Origin of the sequence: Nonomuraea sp. NPDC049269 (assembly GCF_043197155.1) — a bacterium.
GTDB lineage: Bacteria > Actinomycetota > Actinomycetes > Streptosporangiales > Streptosporangiaceae > Nonomuraea.
On the sequence record NZ_JBICSO010000001.1, the window covers coordinates 1,800,960 to 1,818,673 of the forward strand.

The 17,714-nt window shown below is 70.0% G+C and carries 19 protein-coding genes; 9 read left to right on the forward strand and 10 right to left on the reverse strand.

Annotated elements, in window-relative coordinates:
• Positions 1-446: 446 nt before the first annotated feature.
• The 5 genes from ACGFNP_RS08350 to ACGFNP_RS08370 all read right to left on the reverse strand — a co-directional run bounded on the left by ACGFNP_RS08350 (position 447) and on the right by ACGFNP_RS08370 (position 5,522).
• A complete protein-coding gene (locus ACGFNP_RS08350; protein WP_358318682.1) occupies positions 447-1,262 on the reverse strand; it encodes a segregation/condensation protein A in 816 nt (271 codons plus the stop codon).
• The gene (locus ACGFNP_RS08355) at positions 1,259-2,200 is read right to left on the reverse strand and encodes a ParA family protein (RefSeq protein WP_214637547.1); all 942 of its coding nucleotides are present in this window, start codon (positions 2,198-2,200) and stop codon (positions 1,259-1,261) included. The genes ACGFNP_RS08350 and ACGFNP_RS08355 overlap by 4 nt, the downstream gene beginning before the upstream one ends.
• A 116-nt stretch (positions 2,201-2,316) precedes the next feature.
• A complete protein-coding gene (locus ACGFNP_RS08360) occupies positions 2,317-3,222 on the reverse strand; it encodes a site-specific tyrosine recombinase XerD (protein WP_358318681.1) in 906 nt (301 codons plus the stop codon).
• A gap of 15 nt (positions 3,223-3,237) precedes the next feature.
• Positions 3,238-3,849 (reverse strand): NUDIX hydrolase, encoded by a 612-nt coding sequence (locus ACGFNP_RS08365; RefSeq protein ID WP_358318680.1) that lies wholly within the window; start codon positions 3,847-3,849, stop codon positions 3,238-3,240.
• Positions 3,846-5,522: a CTP synthase gene (locus ACGFNP_RS08370; protein ID WP_358318679.1), complete on the reverse strand. Its 1,677-nt coding sequence runs from the start codon at positions 5,520-5,522 to the stop codon at positions 3,846-3,848. The genes ACGFNP_RS08365 and ACGFNP_RS08370 overlap by 4 nt, the downstream gene beginning before the upstream one ends.
• A gap of 110 nt (positions 5,523-5,632) precedes the next feature.
• On the opposite strand from ACGFNP_RS08370, the gene ACGFNP_RS08375 reads away from it, so the two are divergent.
• From ACGFNP_RS08375 to ACGFNP_RS08385, 3 genes are read left to right on the forward strand one after another with little or no spacing between them, the layout of a single operon-like run.
• Positions 5,633-6,310, forward strand: a complete 678-nt coding sequence (locus ACGFNP_RS08375) for an acyltransferase (protein ID WP_393316217.1) — start codon at positions 5,633-5,635, stop codon at positions 6,308-6,310.
• Between the two features lie 16 nt (positions 6,311-6,326).
• Positions 6,327-7,451: a nitronate monooxygenase family protein gene (locus ACGFNP_RS08380; RefSeq protein ID WP_358318677.1), complete on the forward strand. Its 1,125-nt coding sequence runs from the start codon at positions 6,327-6,329 to the stop codon at positions 7,449-7,451.
• A complete protein-coding gene (locus ACGFNP_RS08385) occupies positions 7,448-8,245 on the forward strand; it encodes a GntR family transcriptional regulator (RefSeq protein ID WP_358318676.1) in 798 nt (265 codons plus the stop codon). Before ACGFNP_RS08380 ends, ACGFNP_RS08385 begins: the two co-directional genes overlap by 4 nt.
• On the opposite strand, the gene ACGFNP_RS08390 is transcribed toward ACGFNP_RS08385, so the two are convergent.
• Positions 8,202-10,580: an FAD-dependent oxidoreductase gene (locus ACGFNP_RS08390; RefSeq protein ID WP_358318675.1), complete on the reverse strand. Its 2,379-nt coding sequence runs from the start codon at positions 10,578-10,580 to the stop codon at positions 8,202-8,204. The genes ACGFNP_RS08385 and ACGFNP_RS08390 overlap by 44 nt on opposite strands.
• A gap of 60 nt (positions 10,581-10,640) precedes the next feature.
• Between ACGFNP_RS08390 and ACGFNP_RS08395 the strand changes: the two genes are divergently transcribed.
• Together ACGFNP_RS08395 and ACGFNP_RS08400 are read left to right on the forward strand one after the other, a co-directional pair.
• Positions 10,641-11,540, forward strand: coding sequence for a phosphotransferase (locus ACGFNP_RS08395; RefSeq protein WP_393316222.1), 900 nt, complete (start codon positions 10,641-10,643; stop codon positions 11,538-11,540).
• A 4-nt stretch (positions 11,541-11,544) separates the two neighbouring features.
• Positions 11,545-12,150: a DUF4126 domain-containing protein gene (locus ACGFNP_RS08400; RefSeq protein WP_393316225.1), complete on the forward strand. Its 606-nt coding sequence runs from the start codon at positions 11,545-11,547 to the stop codon at positions 12,148-12,150.
• Here ACGFNP_RS08400 and ACGFNP_RS08405 read toward each other — a convergent pair.
• The 3 genes from ACGFNP_RS08405 to ACGFNP_RS08415 are packed head-to-tail and all read right to left on the reverse strand — an operon-like array spanning position 12,136 to position 14,620.
• Positions 12,136-12,933 carry an alpha/beta fold hydrolase gene (locus tag ACGFNP_RS08405; RefSeq protein ID WP_393316228.1) on the reverse strand — a complete coding sequence of 266 codons (798 nt, stop codon included), beginning with the start codon at positions 12,931-12,933 and terminating at the stop codon, positions 12,136-12,138. The genes ACGFNP_RS08400 and ACGFNP_RS08405 overlap by 15 nt on opposite strands.
• A 3-nt stretch (positions 12,934-12,936) precedes the next feature.
• A complete protein-coding gene (locus ACGFNP_RS08410) occupies positions 12,937-13,857 on the reverse strand; it encodes an alpha/beta hydrolase (protein ID WP_393316231.1) in 921 nt (306 codons plus the stop codon).
• 4 nt (positions 13,858-13,861) lie between these two features.
• Positions 13,862-14,620: a glucose 1-dehydrogenase gene (locus tag ACGFNP_RS08415; protein ID WP_358318670.1), complete on the reverse strand. Its 759-nt coding sequence runs from the start codon at positions 14,618-14,620 to the stop codon at positions 13,862-13,864.
• Positions 14,621-14,773: 153 nt separating this feature from the next.
• Here ACGFNP_RS08415 and ACGFNP_RS08420 point away from each other — a divergent pair, with 153 nt between their 5' ends.
• The 3 genes from ACGFNP_RS08420 to ACGFNP_RS08430 are packed head-to-tail and all read left to right on the forward strand — an operon-like array spanning position 14,774 to position 15,928.
• Complete coding sequence (locus ACGFNP_RS08420; protein ID WP_358318669.1) at positions 14,774-15,367, forward strand: hypothetical protein; 594 nt, start codon at positions 14,774-14,776, stop codon at positions 15,365-15,367.
• A gap of 58 nt (positions 15,368-15,425) precedes the next feature.
• Positions 15,426-15,620: a hypothetical protein gene (locus ACGFNP_RS08425; RefSeq protein ID WP_393316234.1), complete on the forward strand. Its 195-nt coding sequence runs from the start codon at positions 15,426-15,428 to the stop codon at positions 15,618-15,620.
• Positions 15,617-15,928 (forward strand): Uma2 family endonuclease, encoded by a 312-nt coding sequence (locus tag ACGFNP_RS08430; protein WP_393316237.1) that lies wholly within the window; start codon positions 15,617-15,619, stop codon positions 15,926-15,928. Before ACGFNP_RS08425 ends, ACGFNP_RS08430 begins: the two co-directional genes overlap by 4 nt.
• On the opposite strand, the gene ACGFNP_RS08435 is transcribed toward ACGFNP_RS08430, so the two are convergent.
• Complete coding sequence (locus tag ACGFNP_RS08435; protein ID WP_393316240.1) at positions 15,918-16,415, reverse strand: hypothetical protein; 498 nt, start codon at positions 16,413-16,415, stop codon at positions 15,918-15,920. The genes ACGFNP_RS08430 and ACGFNP_RS08435 overlap by 11 nt on opposite strands.
• A 323-nt stretch (positions 16,416-16,738) precedes the next feature.
• On the opposite strand from ACGFNP_RS08435, the gene ACGFNP_RS08440 reads away from it, so the two are divergent.
• A complete protein-coding gene (locus ACGFNP_RS08440; protein ID WP_358318666.1) occupies positions 16,739-17,608 on the forward strand; it encodes an RIO1 family regulatory kinase/ATPase in 870 nt (289 codons plus the stop codon).
• The last annotated feature ends 106 nt before the right edge of the window (positions 17,609-17,714 follow it).

Here is a 17,714-nt window from a genome sequence, read left to right on the forward strand (position 1 = left end):
GCACAACTGCGCTGGGCTGCTCGGACGCGCGTATTGCGCCGCGCTCCGCCGTACTACCACCCGCCGCACCGGCGCCAGAGGGGGCCGCCGCAGAACGGCCGAGGAAGGACGCCTCGTCCGGCTCAGGAAGCGCGTCCGGCACCGCGTCAGGGAGGCCGTCGTCCACGCTCGATTCGGGCGCCAGATCCCGCGAACCGACCGCCACATCCGGCCCAGGCTCCAGGTCTCGCAGATCGTCGCCCGCATCCACCTCCGGCGACACACCCTGCAGACCATCGTCCGCATCCGGCTCAAGCGCCATCTCCCGCAGACCGTCCTCAGGCGACACACCCTCCGACTCATCGGCGGCGGGTGTGTCGGAGGTGTTCGGGGTGGCGAGGGAGCCCGGGAGGGTCATCCAGGCGGGCAATGGGGCGGAGTCGTGCGGCGGGTTGTCGTCCAAGCGGTCAGTCATCAGCCGTCTTCTCCGCGCTCTCCTCGTAGTCGTCCCCCACCGCGACGTCCCCGTCGTCCGAGCCGGTCCAGGTCACGTGCAGGTCGCCCAGTGCTTCGACCTGTTCGAAGGTGACCGCGGACTCCCGGAAGAGCTCCAGCACGGCCAGGAAGCGGGCGATGACCTCGATGGTGCCTTCGCAGTCGGCAACCAGGGCCCGGAAGGTGGCCCGCCGCATCCGCCGCAGGTGCGCCACCAGGATAGCGGCTTGCTCCCGCACGCTGGCCAGAGGTTGGTAGATGTGCCCGACGCTGACCGTGGGCGGGAGCTTGGGGACGAAGGCGCGGGCGGCGATCCGGGCGAGGTCGTCCGGGCTGATGCCGAGGATGAGCTGCGGGAGCAGGTTGGCGAACTGCGGCTCCATGGGCGCGGTGCGGGGGAAGCGCAGCGCCTCTTCGGCCATGCGGCCGGAGAAGACCTTCGCCACCTCCTTGTACGCCTTGTACTGCAGCAACCTGGCGAACAGCAGGTCGCGGGCCTCCAGCAGAGCCAGATCCTCTTCGTCCTCGACCTCGCCCGACGGCAGCAGGCGGGCCGCCTTGAGATCCAGGAGCGTGGCCGCGACCAGCAGGAAGTGGCTGGTCAGGTCGAGGTCCCACTCGGGACCGCGAGCCCGGATGTAGGCGATGAACTCGTCGGTGACCTTGGAGAGGGAAATCTCGGTGATGTCGAGCTTGTGCTTGGAGATCAGGCCGAGGAGCAGGTCGAAGGGCCCCTCGAAGACGTCCAGGTGAACCCTGAACCCCTGTGGCTCTGCCTCCTCCGTCACCTGGCCATTGTGGCAGGTGCCGGCCAACGGGACAGCACCTCTCTGGCCAGCTCACGGTAAGCGTTCGCACCGAGGGACGACGGGTCGAACGTGGTGATCGGCTCGCCGGCGACCGTGGCGTCGGGGAAACGCACGGTGCGGTTGATCACGGTGTGGAACACCTTGTCGCCGAACGCCTCGACGACGCGGGCGAGCACCTCGCGGCCGTGCAGGGTGCGGGCGTCGTACATGGTGGCGAGCAGGCCCTCGATCTCGAGGTCCTCGTTGAGGCGTTCCTGCACCTTGGTGATGGTGTCCATGAGCAGGGCCACGCCGCGCAGCGCGAAGAACTCGCACTCCAGCGGCACCATGACGCCCTGCGCGCAGGTCAGCGCGTTGATCGTGAGCAGGCCGAGCGACGGCTGGCAGTCGATCAGGCAGACGTCGTAGTGCGGCAGCAGCGGCTTGATCACGCGGCCGAGCACCTGCTCGCGGGCGACCTCGGTGACGAGCTGGACCTCGGCCGCGGACAGGTCGATGTTGCTGGGCAGCAGGTCGAGGCCCTCGACGCCGGTCTCCAGCAGCACGTCCTCGGCGGTGACGTTGCGCTCCATCAGCAGGTTGTAGACCGTGAGGTCGAGCTGGAGCGGGTTGATGCCGAGGCCGACGGACAGCGCGCCCTGCGGGTCGAAGTCGACGAGGAGCACCTTGAGGCCGTATTCGACGAGCGCGGCGCCCAGGTTGATGGTGGTGGTGGTCTTGCCGACCCCACCCTTCTGGTTGACCATCGCGACCACCCGCGCGGGCCCGTGGATCTCGGGCGCGACAGGTTCGGGGAACACCGGGCGGGGACGCCGGGTCGGACCCAGATTCACGCCCACGGAGGGCGTGTTGGTCTTCGTGTCACCCCAGGGGTTGTCGGGGGTCCCCGGGGTCGAACCGTTGGTCTTCACAGTCACCAGCTCGAACCTCCCTGACGATCCCGAACCGGACCGTCCGGACGGACACTATGGCGTCACCACTTAACGCGGCAAGGCGGCACGCCGAAGTGCCGCACGTCGCAAAAGACTATAGATCACTGACGGGCACGGGGGTGCGCGGCGGCGTACACCTCGCGGAGTTTGTCGACGGTGACCAGGGTGTAAACCTGCGTGGTCGTCACCGAGGCGTGGCCGAGCAACTCCTGGACCACCCTAACGTCGGCGCCGCCGTCGAGGAGGTGGGTTGCGAAGGAATGCCGGAGAACGTGGGGAGATATCCCGGCGAGTCCGGCTCGCTCGGCGGCGGCCTGGAGCACCTCCCAGGCGCCCTGCCGGGTGAGCCGCCCGCCCCTGGCGTTGAGGAAGGCGGCGGGGGTGCCCCGGCCGTGGGACACGAGACCGGGCCGGGCCCTGACGAGATAGGCGTCGAGCGCGGAGCGGGCGTAGCGGCCCAGGGGGACGACGCGGGTACGGCTGCCCTTGCCGCGCAGCCGTACCTGCTCCGCCTCCAGGTCGTCCACGGCCAGGCCGACGGCTTCGGAGATGCGGGCGCCCGTGCCGTACAGGACCTCCAGCAGGGCCCGGTTGCGCAGGGTCAGCGGCGCGCCGTCGGGGCCGGAGGCGGCGATGAGCCGCTCGACCTCGTCGACGGTGATCGCCTTGGGCAGCCGGCGGAGCTGCCGCGGCGGTCGTACCTGATGCGCCGGGTCGTGGGCCGTGACGCCCTCGCGCAGCGCGAAGCGGTGCAGGCCGCGGACGGCCGACACCGCCCGCGCGGCCGAGCTGGCCACGAGGGCGGGGTGGTCGCAGTCGCCCTGACGCAGTGCGGCGAGGAAGTCGAGGACGTCGGCCTCGCCCACCTCGCCGAGCGTCACTCGCCCGCGTGACCGCAGGTGCTCGACGTAGCGGTGCAGGTCACGGCGGTAGGAGGCCAGCGTGTTGGCAGCCAGGCCCCGCTCCACCGTCAGGTGGGCGAGGTAGCTGGAGAGCACCGCCTCCACGAAGTGGTCCTTCCGTCATGCCTCCTTGGCATCGGCAGGGCGCAACAGGGCGAATCCCTCGACCGAAGCCGCATATGCGGCGAGGATACCGGCCACGGTCGGGGAATTGTGGATCATTCCCATGAGCGCCCTTTCGACCGCGTCGGTCAGGGGCACCCACTCGACCGGCATGTCGATCTCCTCGTGCTCGTGAACGAAGCCGTTCTCGTCGTCGGGGATCTTCGACAGGCCGCGGGCCAGGAACACCCGGATCCGCTCGTTGGACATGCCGGGCGAGGTGTAGAGGTCGACCAGCGTGTGCCAGGTCTCGGCGCGGTACCCGGCCTCCTCGGCCAGCTCCCGCGCGGCACCGGTGACCAGCGGTTCGCCTTCGACGTCACGCAGCCCGGCGGGCAGCTCCCAGAGCAGCTGACGGGTCGGGTGGCGGTATTGACGGATGAGCAGGACCCGGTCCCGCTCGTCGAGCGCGAGGACGGCGACCGACCCGGGATGCACGACGTAGTCGCGGTCGGCGACCGTGTCCTTCGGCATGCGGACGGTGTCGGTGACCACGTGGACCACCCGGCCCTCGAACCGGTTCTTGGATTCGACGACGTCCCACGCCTCGGGCGTGTCTTCGACCCTCACTTGGCCACCTTCGGAGTCACCTTCGGGGTCACGCGGCTGTCGGCGTAGGCGAGCGCGGCGTTGATCAGACCCTTGAACATCGGGTTGGCCCGCGTCGGCCGGGAGCGGAACTCGGGGTGGGCCTGGGTGCCGATGAAGAACGGGTGGGCCTCGACGGGCAGCTCGGTGTATTCGACCAGGCGGCCGTCGGGCGACAGCCCGGAGAACACCATGCCGACCTTCTCCAGCCGCTCGCGGTAGGAGTTGCCCACCTCGTACCTGTGACGGTGGCGTTCGGCGACCTTGGCCTTGCCACCGTACAGCTGCCTGGCCAGCGTGCCCTCGCCGAGCTTGGCGGTGTAGCTGCCCAGGCGCATGGTGCCGCCCATGTCGCGTTCGCCGGCGACGACGTCCTCCTGGTCGGCCATCGTGGAGATGACCGGGTACTTGGCGTCGGGGTCGAACTCGGTGGAGTTGGCCTCTTCGAGCCCCGCCAGGTTGCGCGCGGCCTCGATGACCATGCCCTGCATGCCGAGGCAGATGCCGAGGAGCGGGATCTTACCCTCCCGGGCGTGGCGGATCGCGCCGATCTTGCCCTCGATGCCGCGCACCCCGAACCCGCCGGGGATCAGCACGCCGTCGACACCGTCGAGCTCGCGCTCGGCGCCCTCGGGCGTCTCGCAGTCGTCGCTCTTGACCCAGCGGATGTTGACGCGGGCGTCGTTGGCGAACCCGCCCGCCCGCAGCGCCTCGGTGACGGACAGGTAGGCGTCGGGCAGGTCGATGTACTTGCCGACCAGCGCGATGGTGACCTCCTTGGCCGGCCGGTGCACCCGGCGCAGGAGCTCCTCCCACTCCTTCCAGTCCACGTCGCGGAAGGGCAGGCCGAGCCGCCGCACCACGTACGCGTCGAGCCCCTCGGAGTGCAGCACCTTGGGGATGTCGTAGATCGAGGCGGCGTCCACGGCCGAGACGACGGCGTCCTCGTCGACGTCGCACATCAGGCTGATCTTCCGCTTGATCGCCGTCTGCACGGGCCGGTCGGAGCGGAGCACGATCGCGTCGGGCTGGATGCCGATGCTGCGCAGCGCGGCCACGCTGTGCTGCGTCGGCTTGGTCTTCAGCTCTCCGGAGGGGCCGATGTACGGCAGCAGCGACACGTGCAGGAAGAAGACGTTGTCGCGTCCGACCTCGTGCCTGATCTGGCGTACGGCCTCCAGGAACGGCAGCGACTCGATGTCGCCGACCGTGCCGCCCACCTCGGTGATGACCACGTCGACCTCAGGACCGGCCATGCCCCGGATGCGGTCCTTGATCTCGTTGGTGATGTGCGGGATGACCTGGACCGTGTCGCCCAGGTATTCGCCGCGCCGCTCCTTGGCGATGACGTTGGAGTAGACCTGGCCGGTGGTGACGTTCGCCGAACCGTGCAGATCGGTGTCGAGGAACCGCTCGTAGTGTCCGACGTCGAGGTCGGTCTCGGATCCGTCGTCTGTGACGAAGACCTCACCGTGCTGGAACGGGTTCATCGTTCCGGGGTCCACGTTGAGGTAGGGGTCGAGTTTCTGCATGGTGACCCGGAGACCGCGTCCCTTGAGCAGACGGCCCAGGCTGGAGGCGGTGAGCCCCTTGCCGAGACTGGAGGCGACACCGCCGGTGACGAACAGATGCTTGGTTTGCGATGCGCTGCGCAAAGGGGCTCCCGTGGGTCGAGTTGTGGTCGAAGCGTCCACGGGCTCTCAGGATATCAAACAACGCCCCCGACATGCCCGAACGGCATGACCTAGCGGTAACTTTGGGCCCTATGTCATTTGTACGGCGGGCGACGGGCGCGCTGATTCACCGTGCCTACAGGGCGATCCGCGCGGCAGGGGCGATCACTCCCGCCAGTCCGGGCGGCACCCGCTTCCGGCATCTGGGCGACGGAGTCAGCATCGCCTTCCCGCCGGGCGCGATCTTCGGCGAGCAGTGGATCGAGATCGGCGACCACACGCTGATCGGCGAGCGGGTGTCGCTCTCCTGCGGCATGGGTCCCGGCGTCGACCTGGGCCCGGACTCGATCCTGCGGATCGGCGGCGGCTGCTCGATCGGCCGGGGCTCGCACATCGTGGCCCACCAGTCGATCGACATCGGCGAGCACGTCTTCACCGGCCCGTACGTCTACATCACCGACCAGAACCACGTCTACGACGACCCGGAGACGCCGATCGGCAGGCAGTGGCCGCGCAACAGTCCGGTATCGATCGGCGCGGGCTCCTGGCTCGGCGCGGGCGCGATCATCCTGCCGGGCACCAGGATCGGCCGCCAGTGCGTGGTGGCGGGCGGCGCGGTCGTGCGCGGGGAGTTCCCCGATCACAGCGTGGTCGCGGGGGTGCCCGCCAAGCTGGTGCGCAGCTACGATCCCGCGCTCGGCTGGCACACTCCGGGCATGCCGACCGGCAGTCCCGCCCTCGTAGACGGTCTGGACCGAACAACCTTCTGACGGTTAGCGTCGGTGCATGCGGACCGCACTTTGCGAACGTCTCGGCGTCGAGTTCCCGTTGTTCGCCTTCAGCCACTGCCGCGACGTGGTGGCCGCGGTCACGAACGCGGGCGGCTTCGGCGTCCTGGGCGCGATCGCCTACACGCCCGAGCAGCTCGACACCGAGCTCACCTGGATCGACGAGCGGGTGAACGGCCGTCCGTACGGGGTGGACGTGCTGGTGCCCGGCAAGCTCGACGCGTCGGCGCTCGATCTCGACGCCCATCTGACCGACTTCATCCCGGAACGGCACCGCGACTTCATCACGCACCTGCTGTCCAAGTACGGCGTGAACACGCCGCCGCAACCGGTGGCCGCCTCGGCGGACGAGTTCGGCAGGCGGGTGACGGCGGCGGGCGCGACCGGGCTGATCGACGTGGCGCTCAAGCATCCGATCGGCCTGATCGCCAGCGCGCTCGGGCCGCCGCCGCCGGAGATGGTGGCCGCCGCCCGGCAGGCGGGCGTGCCGGTGGCCGCGCTGGTCGGCACCGTCGAGCACGCCCACCGGCAGGTGGCGGCGGGCGCGGACCTGATCGTGGCGCAGGGCACCGAGGCGGGCGGGCACACCGGCGAGATCGCCACCATGGTGCTGGTGCCGCAGGTCGTGGACGCGGTCGCGCCGGTGCCGGTGCTGGCGGCGGGTGGCATCGCCTCGGGACGGCAGATGGCGGCGGCGATGGCGCTCGGCGCCGAAGGCGTGTGGTGCGGGTCGGTCTGGCTGACCACCGAGGAGGCGGAGACGGCGCCCGCGGTGAAGCGGAAGCTGCTGGCCGCCTCCTCGCTCGACACGGTCAGGTCCAGGTCGCGCACCGGCAAGCCGGCCAGGCAGCTCAAGTCGGCCTGGACCGAGGAGTGGGACTCGGGACAGGAGAGCCCCGGCCCGCTCGCGATGCCGCTGCAGATGCTGGTGGCCGAGGCCGCGATGGCCCGCGTCGGCCTGGCCGCCGAGCGTGGCGAGCCGGGGGCCGTGGAGCTGGCCAACTACTTCGTCGGGCAGGTCGTCGGCCAGCTCGACCAGGTCAAGCCCGCTCGCGAGGTGGTCTACGAGATGGTGAGCGAGTTCGCCGACGCGGTCGAACGGCTGTCCAGATTGTCGGGATGACCGGCTACGATTCGCCTGTGGTCGGGACACCCGAGGTCGAGCGCGGCACCGGTGTCCCCGCGCACGTGCAGATCGAGCGCTGGCTGCTGGAGTCCATCGGCAGCGGCGAGATGGAGCCCGGCGACCGGCTGCCGGGCGAGCGGGAGCTGTCGGCGAGCCTGGGCGTGAGCCGGATGACGCTCAGACAGGCCCTGGCGACGCTGGAGCACGACGGCGTCCTGGTCAGGGTGCCGGGCAGGTCCGGCGGCGCGTTCGTCGCCGACCCGCGCGTGGAGTGCGATCTGACGGGGCTGGCGGGGTTCACCGAGCAGATGCGGCGCGCCCACCTTCAGGCCGAGGCCAAGGTGCTGCTCGCCGCGACCGTCCCGGCGCCCCGCTCCGTCGCCGCCGCGCTGCGGACCACCGTGGACGAGCCGGTGCACGCGGTCGTCAGGGTCCGCTCGGCCGGCCAGTCGCCGGTGGCGCTCGAACGCTCCTTCTTCCCCGCGCTGCCCGGCTTCCTGGAGGAGGATCTCGGCGGGTCGCTCTACACGCTGCTCGCCGAGCGCTACGACCTGGAGCCGCGCACGGCCGTCGAGCACCTCGACCCGGTCATCGCCAGGTCCGACGAGGCCGCCGAGCTGGGCGTCGAGCCGGGCACACCGCTCATGCTGATCGAGCGCACCGCCTACGCGGCGGCCGGCGAGCCGGTGGAGTTCGCCCGTGACCTGTTCCGCTCCGACCGGGTGCGCATCTCGGTCCGCAGCGGCCTCAGCGCACCCGCTCCCCCGCCGGGTCGTAGAGCGGTTCCTTGACCACGGTCCCGGTCACCCAGGCGCCCTCCACCTCGACCTCGACCTTGGCGCCCGGCCCCGCGGGCAGGTAGGCGTAGGCGATCGGCGAGCCGACCGTGTAGCCGTGGCCGCCCGAGGTGATCCGGGCCACGACCTGGCCGTCCAGGCGCACCGGCTCGTTGCCGAGCGCGATCGCCCCCGGCTCCAGCGTCAGGCAGCGCAGCCCGCGCCCGGGGGCGGGGTCGAGCGCGTCCTTGCCGAGGAAGTCCTTGTCGAGCTTGACGCAGAAGCCGAGCCCCGCCTCGTACGGCGTGGTCTCGGGCCCGATGTCGGCGCCCCAGACCCGGTAGCCCTTCTCCAGGCGCAGGCTCTCGATGGCCCGGTAGCCTCCGGCCCGCAGCTCGTACGGCCGGCCTGCCCGCCACAGCGCCTGCCAGAGCGCCAGGCCGTACTCGCTGGAGCAGTACAACTCCCAGCCCAGCTCGCCCACGTACGTCACCCTCAGCGCCAGCACCGGCACGTCGTCCACGGTGAGCTCGCGCGCGGACATGAACGGGAAGTCGAGCGGGTCGGGCGTGAGCGTCCCGAGGATGTCGCGGGCGCGCGGCCCCCACAGGGCGAAGCAGGCGTACTGGCCGGTCACGTCGGCGATCCGCACGTGGGCGTCCCTGAGCGCGGCCTGCTTGCGCAGCCAGCCCAGGTCGTGCGAGCCGAACGCGGTGCCGGTCACGATGAGGAACTCGTCCTCGGCCCGCCTGGTGACGGTGAAGTCGCACTCGATGCCGCCGCGCCGGTTGAGCGCCTGGGTGTAGGTCACCGCGCCGACCCGGCGGGCCACGCGGTTGTCGCAGACCCATTCGAGCAGCTCGGCGGCGTCCGGCCCGGAGACCTCGATCTTGGCGAACGAGGTCTCGTCGAACAGGCCCGCCGTCTCTCGCACGGCCCGGTGCTCCACCCCGATCGCGGGCGACCACAGCCGTCCGGCCCAGCCCTCGGGCCGCTCGTCGGTGCCGTCCGGCTCGTTCGACCGGTAGAAGTTGACCCGCTCCCAGCCCGCCTTCTCGCCGAACTCGGCGCCGTGCTCGGCGTGCCAGCCGTAGGCCGGGGAGACCTTGAGCGGGCGGCCCGCCGACCGCTCGTGGCCGGGGTAGCGGATGTCGTAGTAGGTCTCGTAGTTCTCGATCGCGCGGGCGAGGGTGTAGGACGGGGAGCGGTACTGGCGGCCGAAGCGGCGGATGTCCATGTGCCAGACGTCCATGGCGGGCTCGCCCTCGACGATCCACTCGGCCATCACCTTGCCGATGCCGCCGGCGCCCGCGATGCCGTGCGCGCAGAAGCCGGCCGCCACGAAGAACCCGCCGACCTCGGTCTCGCCGAGGCAGAACTCGTTGTCGGGGGTGAAGGCCTCCGGGCCGTTGATCATCTTGCGGATGCCGACGTCGGCCATGGCCGGAACGCGGATCCGCGAATTCTCCGAAATTTCGGTGAATCGGTCCCAGTCTTCGGCGAGCAGGCGGCCGTTGAAGTCGGCCGGGATGGCGTCGTAGGAGGTCTCGTCCGCCGTCCAGGGGGCGCAGGTGCGCTCGTAGCCGCCCATGACCAGGCCCTGCACCTCCTGCCGGTAGTAGACGAGCAGGTCGGGGTCGCGCAGCGTCGGCAGCCCGGCGTGCTCGTGGAAGGCGTCGGTGACCACGTACTGGTGCGACATCGGCACGATCGGGATCCGCACCCCGGCCATCCGGCCGATCTCGGCGGCGAACATGCCGCCGCAGTTGACCACCACCTCGCAGTCGATGTCGCCCTGGTCGGTGCGGACCCGCGTGACCCGGCCGCGTTCGGTGTCGATGCCGAGCACGCGGGTCCTGGGCCGGACGCGGGCGCCGCCCTCGCGGGCCTTGGCGGCCAGCGCGTAGCAGAGCGCGGAGGGGTCGATCTGCCCGTCGGTCGGCAGGTACGCCGCGCCGACAACGCCCGACGGGTCCATCAGCGGGAACAGCTCGGCCGCCTCGGCGACGGAGATCTCCTCCAGCGGCAGGCCGAACGTGCGCGCCCAGCCGATCTGGCGGCGGATCTCGGCCATCCGCTCGGCCGTAGAGGCCAGCTTGATGCCGCCGCACTCCGTCCAGCCGGCGTCGAGCGTGCGATAGAGCTCGACCGAGTACTGGTTCATCCTGGTCAGCGTGGGGTCGGCGCGCAGCTGGCCGACGAGCCCGGCGGAGTGGAAGGTGGAGCCGCTGGTCAGCTCGTCGCGGTCCAGCAGGACGACGTCGCGTTCGCCGAGCTGGGTCAGGTGGTAGGCGACGGAGGCGCCGCCCACGCCGCCGCCGATGATCACGATGCGGGCCGAGTCGCTCATGCGGGCGAGGCTACACTAAAGGTCTAGACCGTTTAGGGGGTGGCGGGGCTAGCATCGACCATGACCGAGATCTTCGATCGCATCCCTCTGCTGTCCGGCGCGCCGCGTTCCGTCGAGGAGTTGCCCGGCGGGCTGACCAACCACAACTACAAGGTGACCGTTCCCGGCGGCACCTACGTGGTGCGGGTGTCCGCCAGCGAGGGATCGCTGCTGGCGATCGACCGGGACGTCGAATACTCCTGTTCGCTGACCGCCGCGCGGATCGGGGTGGGGGCGCCGGTGCACGACTATCTGCCGGAGCTCGGGGTGCTGATCGTGGGTTTCCTGCCGGGCCGTACGTTCACGGAGGCCGACCTGCGTGACCCGGCGAACCTGCGGCGGCTGGCCGAGGTGTGCGGACGGCTGCACGCGGGGCCTCGGTTCGCACGGGACTTCGACATGTTCGAGGTGCAGCGGGGCTATCTGGAGATCGTCCGGACCCGCGGCTACCGACTTCCGGCGAAATATCTCGATTTCATGCCCGAAGTTGAGCGGATCAGGAAATGTCTGGATATTCGGGATGCGGGGCGGGTGCCGTGTCACAACGACCTGCTGCCCGGCAACATCATCGACGGCGGCGAGCGGCTCTGGCTGATCGACTACGAGTACGCCGGCAACAACGACCCCTGCTTCGAGCTCGGCAACATCTGGAGCGAGTCGGACCTGTCTCTGGATCTGCTGGAAGAGCTGGTCACGGCCTACTACGGCCGCCGCCTGCGCCACAAGATCGCGCGGGCGCGGCTGCTCGGGCTGATGTCCAAGTACGGCTGGACGCTGTGGGCCTCGATCCAGGACGGCGCCAACCAGAGCATCGACTTCGACTTCTGGTCGTGGGGCATGGAGAAGTACGAGCGGGCGGTCGCCGAGTTCACCGGATCCGGTCTGGCAGCGCTCATGGACGAGGCGGCCCGGGCAGACTAGGGGCATGTTCGCCGCATTGACCGGGCTCGGCCTGTCCACCGCCGCCGGGCTGAACGCCTACATTCCGCTCCTCGTGGTGGGCGTGCTGGCGAACGTCACCGACCGGGTGAAACTGCCCGACGGCTACTCGTGGCTGTCCAACTGGGGCGTGCTCGCCGTGATCGCGGTGCTGCTGGTCGCGGAGATGGTGCTGGACAAGGTCCCGGCCGTCGACAGCGTCAACGACGCCATCCAGACGGCGGTACGACCGGCGGCCGGCGGCGTGGTGTTCAGCGCCACGAACGCGGCCGCCGAGCTCGACCACTCGACCTGGATGACCGAGCACCCGTGGGTGGGCTGGGTGCTGGGCATCCTGGTGGCGCTGGCCGTGCACGCGCTGAAGGCGACGGCCCGTCCCATGATCAACGTGGGGACGGGCGGCGTGGGCGCGCCCGTCGCGAGCACGGTGGAGGACGTCGGGTCGCTCGGTATGAGCCTGGTCGCGGTGTTCGTGCCCGTGCTGGTGGTCGTCGTGCTGCTGCTGATGGCCGTGCTCGCCTGGTGGACGATCAGGAAGGTACGCCGCTACCGCGCCGCCCGCCGGGCCAGACGCGCGTCAGGAAGCCCGTAGCCATCGGCGCAGCACGACGACGAACTCTCCGGGACGCTCCTCGTGCAGCCGGTGGCTGGAGCCCTCCCAGCACACCACCTTCGACGCCGGATGCTTGCACAGCCCCGCCTCCCAGGCCGCGCGTTCCGCGTCACTCCAGATCGACAGCACCGGGCACTGCCTGCGGACGATGTAGTCGTCGCTCGCCGGCCGTACCCCGATCGCGCCGGGCAGCGTGAACATGGCCTCGAACGCCTGGAGCAGCACGTGCGGCGCCATGCCGTGCAGCCTGCGCTGGTGCCAGCGCCTGATGACGGCCGGGGTGGCGGTGTTGGTGCACCACCGGTCGAGTTGTACGGCGGCGGCGTGCGGGTGCGGGCCGCGCAGTGCGGCGATCGTCTCCGGGAAGTCGCGCGCGATGTCCGCCGACATGCCGTAACCGGGATCGACCGCGACCAGCTTGCGTACCTTGTCCGGATGCTCGACCGCCAGGATGGAGACGACCTGGCCGCCCATGGAGTGGCCGATCGCGATCACCTCGGGGATGGCCAGCACGTCCATCAGCGCGGCGAGGTCGTCGGCCATCTGGCGCGGCGTGTTGCCCTCGTCGGGCACGGACGAGTAGCCGTGGCCGCGTAGATCCACCGCGATCACCCGGTGCTTGGCGGCGAGCCCGTCGATGTGCCACGACCACTGGTGGGAGTCGGCGCCCCAGCCGTGCACGAGCAGCAGCGGCGGGCCGTCCCCCGTGCCGTCATCGGTATAGAAGAGCCGGATATTTTGCCCTATATCCGCGTAAGGCATCCTTCACCCCACCTGCTCATGGATGGTGGCGCAGACCGTCGCCCCGGCCTCCTTGGCGGCGGGCAGCAGCGAGCCCAGCCCGAAGAACCCGTGGAACATCCCGTCATAACGCACGCTCCGCGTGTCCACCCCGGCCGCGCGCAGCCGCTCCGCGTACGCCTCGCCCTCGTCACGCAGCGGATCGTGCTCCGCCGTGATCACCAGCGCGGGCGGCAGCCCGCTGACATCCGCGTTGATCGGCGAGCTGTACGGCTCGGCGCGGCGCACTTGGTCGGGCTGGTAGCAGTCCCAGTACCACCGCATGTGCGCCGTGGTCAGGAAATATCCGTCCGCGTTCTCCGCGTACGAGGGCGCGGTCTGGGCGGCGTCGGTGACGGGGTAGATCAGCACCTGCAGCGCGATCGGCGGCCCGCCCTCGTCCTTGGCCTTCAGGCACGTGACGGTCGCCAGGTTCCCGCCCGCGCTGTCGCCGGCGACCACCAGCCGACCGGGATCCGCGCCCAGCTCGCGGGCGTGCTCGGACACCCAGCGGGTCGCGGCGTACGCGTCCTCGACGGCGGCCGGATACGGGTGCTCCGGGGCCAGCCGGTAGTCGACGGACACCACGATCACGTCGGCGTCCGCGCAGATCAGGCGGCAGATGGAGTCATGCGTGTCCAGCGAGCAGAGCGTGAACCCGCCGCCGTGGAAGTACACGACCACCGGCCGCACTTCTTGTTTCGTCGCCGGCCAGTAGACGCGCACGGGGAGGTCCCCCGCCAGCCGATTCTCCACCCGGCCCACTTGGTACGGCTCCGGCTCCAGCGGGGGCATCTCGGCGATGATCCGCCGGGCCTCGACGGCGTCCGTCACCTCGGTCCCCACCCGGGGGAAGACCGCCGTCATCGCGTCGATGACCGCCCTGGTGAGGTCGTCAACGGCCATGAGTTCACCCACCGTCCCTACGGGAGAGCAGCTGGGTCTCCCCCGCCGTCCAGCCGCCGTCCACCGCCAGCTCGGCGCCCGTGATGTAGGACGCGGCATCGGACAGCAGGAACGCGATCGCCTCCGCCACCTCCTCGGGCTCACCGCACCGCCCGGCCGTGGCCAATGGGAACGTGCCCTCGCCGGAGACCGCGCCATGCGGGAGCGTCATCGCGGTGACGATCATCCCGGGATGTACGGAGTTGACCCTGATCCGGTGAGGGCCGTACTCGATCGCGGCGATCTTGGTGAGGCCGCGGACACCCCACTTGGACGCGCCGTACCCGCCCGTACCGGGGAGCGCCGTCAGACCGGCCGCCGACGACAGGTTCACGATCGAGCCGCCGCCGGACGCGCGCATCGGCGCCACCACCGACTTGAGCCCGAGGAACACGCCGACGAGGTTGACCTTGAGCACCCGCTCGAAGTCGTCGAGCGAGTGCTGCTCCAGGGGCGCCGAGGGGGCGATGCCCGCGTTGTTGACCAGCCCGTCGAGCCGGCCGTACTCGTCCAGGACCCCCTGGACCACCTCAGCCCACTGATCCTGATTCGTCACATCGTGCGGGATAAATCGTGATTCGATGGCTTTTGCGGTGGCGGTGCCGTCCTCCACGAGGACATCGGTGATCACGACGCTCGCCCCCGCCGCGACGCAGCGGCGGGCCGTCGCGGCCCCCATGCCCCTGGCGCCGCCGGTGATGAGCACTACCTTGCCGTCAAGCATGCGTGGCTCCTTCGCGGTAGGTGAACTGAACCACGCCTCCGGGACACAATCAAGAGCTTGCTTGGTAACGCGAAGCCTGCCTCGCCACCCATCCGCCCGGCGCTCGCACTATCCTCTAGGCAGCGGGCCAATCAGCAGGAGGCGAGGACGGTGATGGAGGTCATTCTCATCATCCTGGCGGTCCTGGCCTTCCTCGGCCTGGTGGCCGGCGTCGGCATCTACTTCCTGGTCAAGCTGGGCCAGAAAGCGACCGTCAAGGCCAAGCAGGCAGCGACCCAGCTGACCACGCACGTCAACGCCATGGGCCCCGGCGACGCCGCCGAGGTCGAACGCCTCCGTCTCGACCTGCGCCGCGAGGTCTCGATCACCCGCCAGGCCGTCGACCACGCGCTGCGCCAGGGCTGGGGCCTCGGCGACCTGCCCCGCCTGCTGGCCGACCTGTCCGCGCAGGCCGACATACACGACGCACAACTCGCCATGTACGCCCAGCAACGCCGCGCCTCGCCCTACGTCGACCACGCCACGCTCCACCGCCTGCGCGAGCACCAGGCCAAGCTGACCGCCATGTGCGCCCGCATCCGCGCCGACCTCCTCGGCGACCAACTCCAGCACGCCGCGGCCGGCATCGACGACCTCAACTCCCGCACCGACCTGGAGATCGAGGCCCGCCGCCGCGCCCCGGACCCGCTGGACGAGATCGACGAGCTGTACCGCAGGAGCACGCAGGAGCGCCGAGACCTCTCCTGACGATTACCCGACGTGTCATGATGACGCCGTTCAGTCAGCATGGGCGGAGGCATGCGTGATGACCAGGGAACTTCCCGAGTGGTTCTACCCGGGCCCCTCCGGCGGGTGGACCGCCGACATGCTCGACCACCTTCCCGTCGGCGCGCCCAAACATGTCGAGCTGATCGATGGGACGCTCTTCTTCAGGCCGCCGCAGACCGCATTCCACATACTGGCCTGCGGCAGCGTCCCGAGCCCGACGTTCTCCTCGTGAAGAGATCGGCGCTGACGCCCTCCATCACGTCCTTCAAGCCAGAGGACGTCCACCTGGTCATCGAGGTGGTTTCCGACGAGTCGAGAGAACGCGATCGCACGACCAAGTCCCTCAAATACTCAGAGGCCGGCATAAAGCATTTCTGGCGGGTGGAACAGGAAGAAGACGGCAAACATGTCGTCTACACGTTCGAACTCGTGCCTGTAGTTCGGGCCTACGTGCCCACCGGCATTCACCGCGGCCGTCTGAAGGCCGACATCGGTTTCCCTGTGGACCTCGACCTCGATCTGGACAAGATCAAGGGCTGACCTGGCGCCCCCAGGTGCGGTGGATGAACGCGTCATATTCCTCCGCGCTGGCGCCGTCATTGAGCATGGCCCGGGCCGCCTGCGCCTGCTGGGTCGTGGGGAGCAGCCCTTCGAGCAGGATCGGTAGCGCGAGCCGCCGCGCCAGAAGTTCAACCGCCGAGATCCCGTACGGCCTGCGCACCACCGACACGTTGACCCGCAGCGCGTGCTCGTTCCCCGGCGCGACTCCCGGCCGATCGATCTCGACCGCGACATAACGGAAGCCATTGGCCAGGTCACACGGTCCACACCCAGCGGGGCCCCGGCTCAGCCGACCGCCGCACTCGGGGCAGGTCAGCCGGTCGTAGGCCGCGTCGACCACCCGCCACGGGTGCCTGTCAGGCTCGTCGACCACCATCTCGGCGATGGCGCGCTCGTCGGCCTGCCCGGCCGTACCGAAGTCGCGCTCCAGGAACGCCCGCCAGCCGTCCTCGACGATCGTGTCCACCAGCCGGGCACACCGAACACACTCCGGAGCACCGGCCGGTTCCCAGTGGGAGCATTCCTCGCATCGCCGCACTCCAGCACCGTACCGGCGGCGAAAAGCCGACTTCACCTGATTATCGCGAGCCCGTAGATATTCGGTTGCACCGATCAGACGCCGCTCGGCATAATCGGCCAAGCTGATCGCAGGGCGTGTGTGGAGGGAGGTTGAGACCGTGATGACGACGACTGTTCGCGTGCCGTTTTCCGCGTCCTCTGACCTCCCCACCGGGATCTCGCCAATCTGATCGCTGAGCCGGTGGGCCTCATTTCTGGAGAAATCCCACCGTGCCCAAGCACTCCTCGCCCCGCCGCCGGGGCAAGTACGCTCTCGACGCCGATGATCTCGAATGGCTCGACAGCACTCCCGTGGACGACGGACCACCTGTGGGTGACCGCTGGTCGACCTGGGACCAGAGCACCCCCACCGAGCGCGGCCCGAAGCCGCACCCGGACTGGCTCGTCACCGAGCTAGCCGCCGTGGACACCGAACTCGGCATCCTCAAAACCGGCAAGGAAGCCGACGTCCACCTGCTCTCGCGCGGCGTACCGGATACGGACCGCGTCTGCCTGCTGGCCGCCAAACGCTACCGCTCAGCGGAACACCGCTTGTTTCACCGGGACGCCGGCTACCTGGAAGGCCGCAGCACCCGCGAAAGCCGCATGAACCGGGCCATGGCCAACCGCACCGCCTTCGGCAAGCAACTCATCGCCGGCCAGTGGGCCGCGGCCGAATTCGGCGCCCTGTGCCGGTTGACCGAGCTCGGCCTGCCGGTCCCCTACCCGGTGCAGATCGTCGGCACCGAGATCCTCCAGGAATTCATCGGCACCCCGGACGGCTACGCGGCTCCCCGCCTCGCCAACGTCTCGGACGACCTCGACGACCTGTGGGCGCAACTGGTGGAGGCGCTGGTCATCCTGGCCAGGGAGGGACTGGCGCATGGCGACCTGTCGGCGTACAACCTGCTGGTCCGCGAGGGCAGGCTGGTCATCATCGACCTTCCCCAGATCGTCGACGTGATCTCCCACCCCACGGGCCCGCAGTTCCTCGACCGGGACGCCCGCAACGTGGCCACCTGGTTCGCCGCGAAGGGCGTCGCGTCGGCGGACCCCGACGCCCTTTCCGTCCTGCTCCAGTCAGAAGCCGGAATGCTCTGACAACCACGCGCTGGACCCGCGCCGCACACACGCATCGCCTGCCGTACGCGCGAATAGCGCCCGGCCAATGATGCGCGGGCACAGCCGGCGGAGGGCGTTGACGTGA